The organism is Vagococcus sp. QWL-13 (assembly GCF_058683555.1).
This window is the reverse complement of record NZ_CM178746.1, coordinates 2,410,001-2,423,014: the sequence shown is the minus strand read 5'-3', so window position 1 is coordinate 2,423,014 and position 13,014 is coordinate 2,410,001. Positions and strand designations below refer to the sequence as shown.

General features: G+C 44.1%; 9 protein-coding genes, 1 tRNA gene and 2 rRNA genes (1 of these 12 running past the window's edge). All 12 read left to right on the top strand.

Translation table 11 applies throughout. The features are described from left to right. Position 1: 1 nt before the first annotated feature. On the top strand, positions 2–1,846 hold the full coding sequence (locus AC4PHI_RS11465; RefSeq protein ID WP_492199970.1) for an oligosaccharide flippase family protein: 1,845 nt from the start codon (positions 2–4) through the stop codon (positions 1,844–1,846). Between the two features lie 81 nt (positions 1,847–1,927). Further along, complete coding sequence (locus AC4PHI_RS11460) at positions 1,928–2,350, top strand: FtsB family cell division protein (RefSeq protein ID WP_492199969.1); 423 nt, start codon at positions 1,928–1,930, stop codon at positions 2,348–2,350. Positions 2,351–2,399: 49 nt separating this feature from the next. Further along, on the top strand, positions 2,400–2,831 hold the full coding sequence (locus AC4PHI_RS11455) for a S1 domain-containing RNA-binding protein (RefSeq protein WP_492199968.1): 432 nt from the start codon (positions 2,400–2,402) through the stop codon (positions 2,829–2,831). 77 nt (positions 2,832–2,908) lie between these two features. After that, positions 2,909–4,327: a tRNA lysidine(34) synthetase TilS gene (gene tilS / locus AC4PHI_RS11450; protein ID WP_492199967.1), complete on the top strand. Its 1,419-nt coding sequence runs from the start codon at positions 2,909–2,911 to the stop codon at positions 4,325–4,327. Continuing rightward, entirely contained in the window at positions 4,293–4,835 is a 543-nt protein-coding gene (gene hpt / locus AC4PHI_RS11445; protein WP_492199966.1) for a hypoxanthine phosphoribosyltransferase, read from the top strand. Before tilS ends, hpt begins: the two co-directional genes overlap by 35 nt. A gap of 69 nt (positions 4,836–4,904) precedes the next feature. Continuing rightward, positions 4,905–6,947, top strand: coding sequence for an ATP-dependent zinc metalloprotease FtsH (ftsH, locus tag AC4PHI_RS11440; protein ID WP_492199965.1), 2,043 nt, complete (start codon positions 4,905–4,907; stop codon positions 6,945–6,947). A gap of 72 nt (positions 6,948–7,019) precedes the next feature. Further along, the gene (gene hslO, locus AC4PHI_RS11435; RefSeq protein ID WP_492199964.1) at positions 7,020–7,907 is read left to right on the top strand and encodes an Hsp33 family molecular chaperone HslO; all 888 of its coding nucleotides are present in this window, start codon (positions 7,020–7,022) and stop codon (positions 7,905–7,907) included. Between the two features lie 64 nt (positions 7,908–7,971). After that, positions 7,972–8,913: a tRNA dihydrouridine synthase DusB gene (dusB, locus tag AC4PHI_RS11430; protein WP_492201590.1), complete on the top strand. Its 942-nt coding sequence runs from the start codon at positions 7,972–7,974 to the stop codon at positions 8,911–8,913. A 61-nt stretch (positions 8,914–8,974) separates the two neighbouring features. Continuing rightward, complete coding sequence (gene lysS, locus AC4PHI_RS11425) at positions 8,975–10,477, top strand: lysine--tRNA ligase (RefSeq protein ID WP_492199963.1); 1,503 nt, start codon at positions 8,975–8,977, stop codon at positions 10,475–10,477. A gap of 414 nt (positions 10,478–10,891) precedes the next feature. Then, a 16S ribosomal RNA gene (locus AC4PHI_RS11420) occupies positions 10,892–12,451 on the top strand. Positions 12,452–12,558: 107 nt separating this feature from the next. Then, positions 12,559–12,631: transfer RNA gene (locus tag AC4PHI_RS11415), tRNA-Ala, on the top strand. Between the two features lie 188 nt (positions 12,632–12,819). Then, a 23S ribosomal RNA gene (locus tag AC4PHI_RS11410) occupies positions 12,820–13,014 on the top strand; it runs 2,717 nt beyond the window's last position. Together the 16S and 23S rRNA genes with 1 tRNA gene alongside form the textbook arrangement of a ribosomal RNA operon.

Genomic DNA, 13,014 nt, shown 5'->3' with positions numbered 1-13,014 from the left:
AATGTCGAAAAATAATCATCAAATGTTGATACGAGGGACTTATTTTTTGGCAGCTACTTCTCTAATCGTAAAAATACTCAGTGCTGTTTATCGTGTCCCGTTCCAAAACATCGTGGGGGACGAAGGATTTTACATCTTTCAGCAAGTCTACCCTATATATGGGATTGCCTTGACATTATCTTTGAACGGTTTGCCCATGTTTATATCAAAGGTGATTGCCGAGCAGCAGACTTACGAAAAAAAACAGGCGGTTTTACATCGGGTTCAGCAGTATGTTCTGTTGTTGTCAGTGCTGCTGTTCACCGTATTTTTCTTTGGTTCAAGTTTACTGGCTTATTTGATGGGAGATTCGCAACTGGCTCCCTTGATTAAAGTTTCCGCAGTTTTATTTTTATTTGTTCCGCCTCTTGCGGTCTACCGCGGTTTTTTTCAAGGGGAATTGAAGCTGGAACCCACAGCTTTTTCTCAGCTTTTAGAGCAAGTAGTTCGTGTTGCAATCATTATTCTTTCTGCCGTCTTATTTCAAAAGGGACTGCTGGGAATTTATCAGACAGGTGTGCTGGCCTCTTCTGGTGCTTTATTTGGTGCAGGTGCAGCCGTGATTATTTTATTTTTCTACGGAAAATCCACAGGGATTCATGACTGGCTTTCTTCAAGGAGTGAGAAAAAAAGGCTGCCTGCTGATCTCTTCCGCAGGTTTCTTGTTGAAGGGGGAATCATTTGTGCTTATAGTGCATTGCTGGTTCTTTTTCAACTGGTGGATTCCTTTGTCTTGAAAAATGGACTAGTGTCTGGCGGGATGGAAGAAACTTTAGCAAAAACGATCAAAGGGGCCTATGACCGGGGGCAACCTTTGGCGCAAGTTGGTCTTGTGATTAGTTCGGCCTTTGCGACCTCCCATTTGCCCCGGTTGACTTTGCTCCGTGAAAAGAAGGACACCGTGAGTTATCAGACAACTTTTCGGCGTTTGATGAAAGTGGTAGTAGTCATCGGCAGTGCCGCGACGGTCGGTTTGAGTATGCTCTTGCCGGAATTGAACCGTGGACTGTTTGGCGATGGAAAAGAAAATATCGCCATCAGTTTATTTATGGGAGTAGTTTTTCTTCTCAGCGTGATTCAAGTGCTTCAAATCATCGGGCAGACGAGTCACTCCTATAGACTTTTACTGACAGCCTTTTTTTTCGGGGGGCTGGGGAAAGGGATACTCAGTTTTCCCTTGACCTATCTTTTGGGCACGGTTGGGGCAAGTCTTTCTACATTAATTGGTCTGTCCTTGACGTTTGGATTGCTATACCGGTCTTTGTATTATAAGGAAGTCAGTAAAAAAAGCGGATATTTGTGGCAATTATTGTTTGCCTTAAGTATGATGTGTATAAGCATTCAGATTTATCGCCGGTTCTGGCATTTACTGACGTTTGGAAATGATTCTCGCGGGATAAACTTATTGTTTTCCCTTTCAGGAGCCTTGACAGGTCTTGCGGTTTTCCTTTTCAGTATCATCGTTACCGGGCTTTTTGACCGAGATGAATGGAAAATGCTGCCCTTTGGCAATAAATTTGCTGATTTTAAGTTAAAGAAGGTGAAATCAATGAGATTGGATAAATTTTTAAAGGTCTCGCGTTTAATCAAGAGACGTACCGTTGCAAAAGAAGTTGCCGATAAAGGTCGTATCACTATCAACGGTCAAGTTGCAAAATCCTCCAGCAAAGTAGCGGTAGGGGATCAGTTGTCCATATTGTTCGGCAATAAAACGTTAGTAGTGGAGGTCCTGGCACTGCATGAATCAACGAAAAAAGAAGATGCTGCCAAGATGTATGAAGTGATTCGGGAAACAACAGCAGAATGATGGAATTTAGATTAGACAAGAGCAACGCTTGTTGTTATAATGGGTCTAAGTCATAACTGTTAGAGCGGGGTATTTAATTAGATGGAAAATAAAACGGATCAGCAAAGAACGAACAATGTGTCAGAAATAGACACTCATTATACTAAAGAACAACGCCGCAAGTTCAGCGCGATGCAAAAAAAGATTGTCTACAGAAGACGTCGTCTGGCAGTGGTGTTTATTGTGACAGCAGTGATGATTTCTTTTTTGGGCGTAAATATTTTCCGTAACGTTCAGCAGATGCGACGCTTGGAAGAGGAGTATACTGTTTCAATCACAGAACGGGATGCACTGTTGGAGCAAAAAGCTGCACTCAGCGAAGAAGTGGACTTATTGAATGATGATGAATATTTGGCCAAGCTGGCCCGTCAAAAATTTTACTATTCTCGTGACGGTGAGACAGTCTATAATATTCCGAAGCTGGATCAGGGGAATCAGGAAACAAAATCAGCAACTGATAATTAAAAAATATAAATATATTAAGGTAGAGAATTGAAGGAGGAACATTTTTTTTATGTCAATTGAAGTAGGCGGGAAGCTATCGGGTAAGGTGTCGGGCATCACGCATTTTGGAGCGTTTATTGATTTAGGGGAAGGTAAAACTGGATTGGTACACATCAGCGAAGTGTCCAATAGTTATGTCAAAGACATCAACGATGTGCTCACAGTAGGTGATACTGTAGAAGTCAAAGTGATGAGTGTCGGCGACGATGGAAAGATAGGGTTGTCCATCAGACGCTTGCAAGATGACGCTGCACCGAAACGTGAGGAACGCCCTCGTGCGCCTCGGAAAGAATATCGCAAGCCGACCGTGCAATCTTCGCAAAAGAAGCAAAGTTTTGATGATCTGATGAGTGATTTCATGAAAGAAAGTGAAGATCGTTTATTGTCCTTAAAACGTAACACAGAAGGTAAACGCGGAGGACGCGGAGGACGTCGTAATTAATGAGAAAATAGTTTAGGGATAAGGAGACTTATCCTTTTTTCTTTTTTGTACAGGCAGTCGAAGGATGTGATAAAAAAATGTTGGAAAGCTTCATACAAGACATAAACCGGCGTAAGTTTTGGGGGAAAGAGTCAGAAGTGCTGTTGGCTGTGTCTGGCGGATTGGATTCAATGGTGTTGCTGGATTTATTTAGAAGACTGCCGGAAACCATGCAGCCTTTATTTGCTGTGGCTCATTTTAATCACCGGCTGCGCTCCGTATCAGATACAGAGGAAACAGAATTAAAAAAGTATTGCCAAAAAGCAGGGATTCCTTTTTTTTCAGAAAAATGGTTAACTTCATCAGCAAGCCGGCATAATATAGAAGCCCGGGCACGGGAAGCCCGTTATGCTTTTTTCTTTCGTCTCATGTCCGCTCAGGGATTTGATGTGCTGGTCACTGCCCATCATGGGGACGATCAGACGGAGACCATCATGATAAAACTGATCCGCGGTACGTTACTGAAAAATTTAGTGGGGATTAGAGAAATCAGTTATCGGCAAAAACATAAAATCGTCCGTCCCTTGCTGCGTTTTTCCCGAGAGGACATGGAAGCGTACGCCAAAGAAAAACAATTAGTCTATTGGCAGGATGAGAGTAATTTCTCTGATGCTTATTTAAGAAACCGGATCCGCCGGCAGATGATTCCGTTTTTCAGACAAGAAAACACTAATTATTTGCGGCAAATTCACAATTTAGTCACACAATTGGCTTATAATACTGACCTTGTGGAGGAGTATCTCGCACCTAAGTATGAGACACTAGTTTTTTCTCAAGACGGGATGGCGACGATGGACCTTCCTTTATTATTGAAGGAAAGTGAAGCTGTCCGCTATCATCTGCTGGTGAAATTTTTAGAGGAGCATGTGGTGGACCACGGTGTTGACGTCCATTTTAACCAAATCCAAAATCTGCTAGAGATGATTATTAAACCGGAAAGCAAAGAATTGCATTTGTCTGGTGGCTGGATGGTCATCAAGAGCTACGACCGGTTGATTTTGACACAAGAAGTGCCGCAGAAAATAGAAACCCAGACATTGGTATTAAACCACCCAGTAAAAGTGGCTGACAACCGTTTTTTGCTGTTGAGAAAAAAAACAGAAGCTGGAGATGATTTATCAGTATTAGACCAAATCGACATTTCTGCAGACCGCTTGCCCATCTTCGTTCGGAGTATTCAAGAGGGGGACCGGTTTATTTTTAACAAATCTGGTCAAAGCAAAAAAGTATCGCGCTATTTTATCGATGAAAAAATTCCGGCACACACTAGGGGGAAGATACCTCTGGTCGCAGACGGCAATGGCGATATTCTTTGGATCGTCGGTTTTAGAAAAAGTTATTTGAGTATTCCTAGTGAAACTGATAAAATACCTTACAGGTTGATTTATTACAAAACAACAGATGGTTTAGAAGGAGAAGTAGATGTTGAAAAAAGATATCAAGGAAGTACTAGTTAATAAAGAAGAAATCGAAGCTAAAACAAGAGAACTAGGAAAAAAAATAAATGAAGATTACCTTGGAAAAACTCCGCTGGTTGTAGGTGTTTTAAAAGGTGCTGTGCCCTTTATGGCCGATTTAGTCAGAGCCATCGACACACAATTGGAAATGGATTTTATGGACGTTTCCAGTTACGGCGAAGCTTTAGTTTCGTCGGGAGAAGTTAAAATAATCAAAGATTTAGATACAAATGTGGCCGGCAGGGACGTGCTGATTGTTGAAGATATCGTTGACAGCGGGCAGACGTTGAAATATTTAGTGGAGCTGTTTAAATATCGTCAGGCAAACTCAGTAAAAATCGTCACATTACTAGACAAACCGGAAGGCAGAGTCGTTGAAATAGAGCCGGATTATTACGGTTTTAAGATACCAAATGAGTTTGTGGTAGGGTTTGGCTTAGATTACAAAGAGAATTATCGGCACTTGCCTTTCGTCGGTGTATTAAAGCCTGAAATATACGAAGCATAATGCTAACGATTTTTTGAATTTGTGTTAAAATAATAGAGTGATGAGTGAAAAATTAGAGGGAGGCTCTATATGAATCAGAAAAAGGGTGGCAGACCAAAAGGTTCGCTGTATTACATCGTGCTTTTGCTAGCTGTCGGATTGCTAGTCATGTGGTTCTTTAATGATGATAAGAATACAGGAACAGAAATCCCTTATTCCGTGTTCAGTGAAAAACTGTCTGACGGAAAAATCAAAGAAATGGATATCAAACCTGGAAACGGTGCATACATTATCAATGGTGTATACACTGAAAAGCAAAAAGTTGAAGATCAGGGCATGAGGATTCTTGGCGAATCGAATTTAGAAACAGATCGTTTTACGACTACTGTTTTATCGAATGATACGTCGATTTCAGACGTTACCAAGATAGCTAAAGAAAACGGAACGCAAGTAAAAATCCATGAACAAAGCAATAATGGTATGTTATTGACTTTTCTTATTAGTGTTGTACCTATCATTTTCTTGGTCTTCATGGTTTACATGATGATGGGACAGGGGCAGCAAGGCGGCGGTGGCCGGGGTGTGATGAATTTCGGCAAGTCCAAAGCCAAGGAAGCTGATAAAAAAGCAGCTAAAGTCCGCTTTTCAGATGTGGCAGGAGCGGAAGAAGAAAAACAGGAATTAGTCGAAGTTGTGGAATTTTTGAAAGATCCGCGCCGTTTTGTGGAGCTAGGTGCAAGGATACCGGCCGGTGTTCTTCTGGAAGGACCACCGGGGACTGGTAAAACTCTCCTTGCAAAAGCAGTTGCAGGTGAAGCCGGCGTTCCGTTTTATTCAATTTCAGGTTCTGAATTTGTGGAAATGTTCGTAGGTGTGGGAGCCAGTCGTGTACGTGATTTGTTTGAAAATGCTAAGAAAAACGCACCGTCAATTATCTTTATCGACGAGATTGATGCTGTTGGTCGTCAACGTGGCGCAGGTATGGGCGGCGGACATGACGAGCGGGAACAAACACTGAATCAGTTGCTAGTTGAGATGGATGGTTTCAGCGGAAATGAAGGCATCATCGTTATCGCAGCGACTAACCGTTCAGATGTTTTAGATCCGGCATTGCTGAGACCCGGTCGTTTCGACCGTCAGATTTTAGTAGGACGGCCCGATGTACGGGGACGTGAAGCAATACTTAAAGTTCATGCTAAAAACAAACCGTTGGCAGCTGACGTGGATTTGAAAGTCGTGGCGCAGCAGACACCAGGTTTTGCTGGTGCTGATTTAGAAAACGTCTTGAATGAAGCGGCATTAGTAGCGGCCAGACGGAACAAGAAAAAAATCGACGCTTCAGATATTGATGAAGCACAGGATCGCGTCATCGCTGGACCGGCTAAGAAAGACCGTGTTATCAGCAAGAAAGAACGGGAACTGGTAGCTTATCATGAAGCAGGACATACGATTGTCGGCTTAGTCTTGAGTGATGCCAGAACGGTTCACAAAGTAACGATCGTGCCTCGGGGACGTGCCGGCGGTTATATGATCGCCTTGCCGAAAGAGGATCGTTTCTTGATGACCAAGGAAGAAATGTTCGAGCAAATCGTCGGTCTCCTTGGCGGACGTACAGCTGAGGAAGTATTCTTCGGTGTGAAATCCACTGGGGCAAGCAACGACTTTGAACAAGCTACTGGATTGGCGCGAAGCATGGTAACCGAGTATGGGATGAGTGACCGTCTGGGAACTGTTCAATATGAGGGGAACCATCAAGTATTCATCGGACGTGATTATGGTCAGACAAAAGCTTACTCTGAACAAATCGCATTTGAAATCGATGAAGAAGTCCGGGATATACTGAACCGTGCTCATGCGAAGGCACGGGAAATTATCGAAGAAAACCGTGAAAAACATGAATTGATCGCTAGAATGCTTTTGGAATACGAAACGCTGGATGCCCGTCAAATCAAATCTTTATTTGAAACAGGGGAAATGCCTTCCAATGGTGATGATGAATTTCCAAGTGAAAAAGCAAGATCTTTTGAAGAAGCAAAAAAAGCTTTAGAAAAGAAAGAAGCTCAAAAACAAGCAGAATATGAAGTGCATCATCCAGAGAGTGAGCAAAGCAGTACGGAAAATGATAACGAATAAGTTATGATAGGAAGTGGGTTGCGGTATGCGACCCACTTTTGTTGTCAAAGAAGAAGAAGAGGGTGACAAAAAATGAAGGATTATTTAGTCAAAGCTTTGGCTTTTAATGGGGAAATAAGAGCTTACGCAGTAGTAGCCACTGAAACGATTTCCGAAGCACAGCGCCGCCATGATTCTGCCAACAGCTCGACGGCAGCGTTAGGCCGAACCATGGTAGGAAGTTTGCTGCTTGGAGCTACATTGAAAGGCGATGACCGCCTGACGGTAAAAATCAAGGGAGACGGTCCCGGCGGCACGATCATGGTAGACAGCAACGGTCGAGGAGAGGTCAAAGGATATATTGATAATCCCAACCTCAGTCTTCCTCAGAATGAACAGGGGAAAATCGACGTTCGCGGAGTAGTAGGAACAAACGGGAGTCTGTCCGTCATTAAAGATTTAGGGATGAAAGAGCCTTTTATCGGGCAAGTCCCGCTAGTCTCAGGGGAAGTAGCAGAAGATTTTACTTATTATTTAGCAAACTCTGAGCAAGTTCCTTCTGCTGTAGGTTTAAGCGTGCTGGTCAACCGGGATCACACTGTGAAAGCAGCCGGCGGATTTATGATTCAAGTGATGCCGGGAGCGGAAGAAGAAACTATTGAGGAAATAGAAAAACGGTTAGGAGCAATGTCGGCGATTTCGTCGTTGATTGAGCAGGGGGAAAAGCCTGAACAAATGCTGGAGTATTTACTGGGAAAAGAAAATCTTCAGATTTTAGATACTTTGCCCGTTCAATTTAAATGTGATTGTTCGAAAGAACGTTTTTCTGCCGGATTGCTTGCGTTAGGCAAAGCAGAATTGTTGGCAATGCTTGAAGAAGATCACGGAGCAGAAACCTCTTGTCATTTTTGCGGCAATAAATATTACTTTAATGAAGAAGATTTGCAAAAGTTGATTCAAGAAACGGAAAATTCAAACTAAGGGGGAGTCAGCCGTGTGGAAAATAGGAGATGTAGAAATTTCCAACCGTGTGGTAGTGGCACCGATGGCTGGCATCAGTAACAGCGCTTTTCGTTTAACGGTGAAAGAGTTCGGTGCGGGTCTGGTCGTCTGTGAGATGATTAGCGACAAAGGCATTCATTTTAAGAATAAAAAAACTTTGGAGATGCTCCATATCGAAGAAGGAGAACATCCCATCAGTATCCAAGTATTTGGCGGTCAGAAGGAAACGTTGGTGGAAGCAGCACAATTTGTTGAGGCAAATACTTCAGCAGATATTATTGATATCAACATGGGGTGTCCTGTGAACAAAGTTATCAAAGCCGAGGCCGGAGCCAGGTGGCTGCTTGATCCGGATAAAGTTTATGAGATGGTGGAGGCAGTTTCTTCAGCGGTAAAACTTCCGGTGACTGTCAAGATGCGGATTGGCTGGGATGAGGCACATCTCTTTGCCGTTGAAAATGCTCTTGCAGCGGAAAAAGCCGGCGCCAGTGCTATTGCCATGCATGGAAGAACTCGGGTTCAGATGTATGAGGGCAAAGCAAACTGGGATATTTTACGCCAAGTTAATGATGCGTTATCTGTTCCGCTGATGGGAAATGGTGATGTCCGTACACCGGAAGATGCCAAACGGATGCTGGAAGAAGTGGGATGTGAAGGCGTGATGATTGGCCGGGCGGCTTTAGGCAACCCGTGGATGATTTATCGGACAGAACATTATTTGCGGACGGGAGAACTTTTGCCTGAGCCGGGTCCGAGAGAAAAAATCACGACCGCAAGGGTTCATTTTGAAAGATTGGTACAATTAAAAGGTGCGGAATTGGCAACAAGAGAGTTCCGCCAACATGCTGCCTACTATTTGAAGGGAATTCCCCGTTCGGCTAAAGCCAAGGTGGCTGTTAACCAAACCACGGATCCTGATAAGATGATCGAGATATTAGAAGATTTTGCTGAACAGGCGGAAGCAATTGCATTGAAACGAATGTAAGGAAAATAAAAAATTACCTTGCCTTTCTTTGATTTGGTGTGTCATTATAGAGTATGAATAAATGAGATGGAGGAGAAATCAGTTGACAGAGCAACAGGAAATGAATGATCAGCTGCTTGTAAGAAGAGACAAGTTAAAAAAGTTGACAGAATCTGGGCTAGATCCATTTGGCGGACGTTTCGAACGAACCCACAATTCAAAAGAGCTTCATGATACTTATGGAGACTTGACTAAGGAAGAAATTGCTGATAAAAATGTGACAGCTACAATCGCAGGGAGAATGATGACCAAGCGGGGCAAAGGAAAAGTCGGTTTTGCTCACCTTCAGGACCGGGAAGGCCAGATTCAAATTTATGTGAGGAAGGATGCCTTGTCCGAAGAAGAATATGAATTGTTCAAACAGGCGGACTTGGGCGACTTTTTAGGTGTAACAGGAGAAGTGATGAGAACCAACACGGGTGAATTGACTGTTAAACCCTCATCGCTGACATTTTTGACGAAAGCCTTGCGTCCCTTGCCGGATAAATACCATGGCTTGACCAATATAGAGCAGCGTTACCGTCAAAGGTATCTCGATTTAATCAGCAATCGTGACAGCTTTGATAATTTTGTGACTCGAAGTAAAATCGTTTCAGAAATTCGCAATTATCTCAATCAAAATGGCTATTTAGAAGTTGAAACCCCAACACTGCATAATATGGCAGGAGGGGCAGCAGCACGACCTTTTACAACCCATCATAATGCCTTGGATATTGAATTATATTTGCGGATTGCTTTGGAACTTCATTTAAAACGACTTATCGTCGGTGGAATGGAGAAGGTTTATGAAATCGGACGGGTTTTCCGAAATGAAGGCATCGATACAACCCATAATCCCGAGTTTACAATGTTGGAAGTTTATACAGCTTACGCTGATTTTAACGATGTGATGGATTTGACGGAAGGCATCGTGACTCATGTCGCCCAAAGTGTATTGGGGACTTTGCAAGTGACTTACGGTGAGCATACGATTGATTTAACTGGACCGTGGAAAAGGGTCCACATGGTAGATGCTGTCAAAGAAGTGACTGGCGTGGATTTTTGGCAGCCGATGACAGATGAGCAAGCCCGTCAGCTTGCGAAAAAACATCATGTGAAAATTGAAGAGCATATGGATTTTGGTCATATCGTCAGTGAATTCTTTGAAGAATTTGTTGAAGATCGTTTGATTCAGCCTACATTTGTTTACGGGCACCCTGTATCGATTTCGCCTTTAGCGAAAAAGAATGCAGAAGATGACCGCTTTACCGACAGATTTGAATTCTTTATCGCTGGACATGAGTACGGGAATGCCTTTACGGAACTAAATGACCCCATTGATCAGCGGGAACGTTTTGAAGCCCAAGTAAAAGAAAAAGAGTTAGGAAACGTTGAAGCAAATGATATTGATGAAGACTTTATCGAAGCTTTAGAATATGGCATGCCTCCAACAGGCGGTTTAGGAATCGGAATTGACAGATTGGTCATGCTCCTGACGGATTCACATTCTATCCGGGATGTTTTGCTGTTTCCGACCATGAGGTAAAATGAATAAAATAGTTGCTTTTTAACACAGGACTTGATATAGTAATAAGAGTCCCTAGGACGATTTTGTCTTGTGTTGAAAAGCTTTTTTTATTTAAAAAATAGTTTGACAAACAAACGAGGCCATGATAGACTGTAAAAGTTGTCTCGTTAAAAAGTGTGCAAAAAAACTTTTAAAAAAGTTAACAAAAATAGTTGACATACTCAACTAATGATGCTAATATTTAGAAGTTGTCCCAACAAGGCAACCGACAGCTTTTGAAGCTGTCACGTAGACCTTTGAAAACTGAACAATGAATAAGACGAACCAAATGTGTAGGGGGTTTTACTTCTAGTAAAACCATACTAAATTTAGTGAAGTCAATTCGCTAGCAAAATATTTAATGAGCTAAACATCGCAAGATGTAATCATACTTTTATTGAGAGTTTGATCCTGGCTCAGGACGAACGCTGGCGGCGTGCCTAATACATGCAAGTCGAACGCTTTTTCTTTCACCGGAGCTTGCTCCATCGAAAGAAAAAGAGTGGCGGACGGGTGAGTAACACGTGGGTAACTTGCCCATCAGAGGGGGATAACACTTGGAAACAGGTGCTAATACCGCATAATTCCAGTGACCGCATGGTCATCGGATGAAAGACGCTTTCGGGTGTCACTGATGGATAGACCCGCGCTGCATTAGCTAGTTGGTGGGGTAAGGGCTCACCAAGGCCATGATGCATAGCCGACCTGAGAGGGTGATCGGCCACACTGGGACTGAGACACGGCCCAGACTCCTACGGGAGGCAGCAGTAGGGAATCTTCGGCAATGGACGCAAGTCTGACCGAGCAACGCCGCGTGAGTGAAGAAGGTTTTCGGATCGTAAAACTCTGTTGTTAGAGAAGAATCAGCGGGAGGGTAACTATTCCCGCCCTGACGGTATCTAACCAGAAAGCCACGGCTAACTACGTGCCAGCAGCCGCGGTAATACGTAGGTGGCAAGCGTTGTCCGGATTTATTGGGCGTAAAGCGAGCGCAGGCGGTTCCTTAAGTCTGATGTGAAAGCCCCCGGCTCAACCGGGGAAGGTCATTGGAAACTGGGGAACTTGAGTGCAGAAGAGGAGAGTGGAATTCCATGTGTAGCGGTGAAATGCGTAGATATATGGAGGAACACCAGTGGCGAAGGCGACTCTCTGGTCTGTAACTGACGCTGAGGCTCGAAAGCGTGGGGAGCAAACAGGATTAGATACCCTGGTAGTCCACGCCGTAAACGATGAGTGCTAAGTGTTGGAGGGTTTCCGCCCTTCAGTGCTGCAGTAAACGCATTAAGCACTCCGCCTGGGGAGTACGGCCGCAAGGCTGAAACTCAAAGGAATTGACGGGGGCCCGCACAAGCGGTGGAGCATGTGGTTTAATTCGAAGCAACGCGAAGAACCTTACCAGGTCTTGACATCCTTTGACCACTCTGGAGACAGAGCTTTCCCTTCGGGGACAAAGAGACAGGTGGTGCATGGTTGTCGTCAGCTCGTGTCGTGAGATGTTGGGTTAAGTCCCGCAACGAGCGCAACCCTTATTGTTAGTTGCCATCATTCAGTTGGGCACTCTAGCGAGACTGCCGGTGACAAACCGGAGGAAGGTGGGGATGACGTCAAATCATCATGCCCCTTATGACCTGGGCTACACACGTGCTACAATGGACAGTACAATGAGTTGCGAGACCGCGAGGTTTAGCTAATCTCTTAAAACTGTTCTCAGTTCGGATTGCAGGCTGCAACTCGCCTGCATGAAGCCGGAATCGCTAGTAATCGCGGATCAGAACGCCGCGGTGAATACGTTCCCGGGCCTTGTACACACCGCCCGTCACACCACGAGAGTTTGTAACACCCAAAGTCGGTGAGGTAACCTTCGGGAGCCAGCCGCCTAAGGTGGGATAGATGATTGGGGTGAAGTCGTAACAAGGTAGCCGTATCGGAAGGTGCGGCTGGATCACCTCCTTTCTAAGGAATAAGAGCCAGACATTGTTCTGGCTGCGGAAACTACACACGTCTTAAACATTGTTCAGTTTTGAGAGGTCTACTCTCAAAGCTTTATTTTTTTCTATTATGGGGCCTTAGCTCAGCTGGGAGAGCGCCTGCCTTGCACGCAGGAGGCCAGCGGTTCGATCCCGCTAGGCTCCATTGGCAACGACAGTTGTCAACTTCGTTCATTGAAAACTGGATAAGAAACACATTCAAAGAAACAAACCGAGAACACCGCGTTGAAAAGAGTTTTAAAACAACGTTCAAACGCTAAAAAGAAGGATTGATGGAGTTGATGATCGCTCATCAGCGGAAGTCAAAAGACTAACCCCTAGGGTTAGCATGAAGGTTAAGTGAACAAGGGCGCACGGTGGATGCCTTGGCACTAGAAGTCGATGAAGGACGGGACTAACTCCGATAAGCTTTGGGGAGCTGTACGTAAGCTATGAGCCAGAGATTTCCGAATGGGGCAACCCAGCATCTTTGATTGGATGCTACTTATGACTGAATACATAGGTCATAAGGGATAGACGCAGAGAACT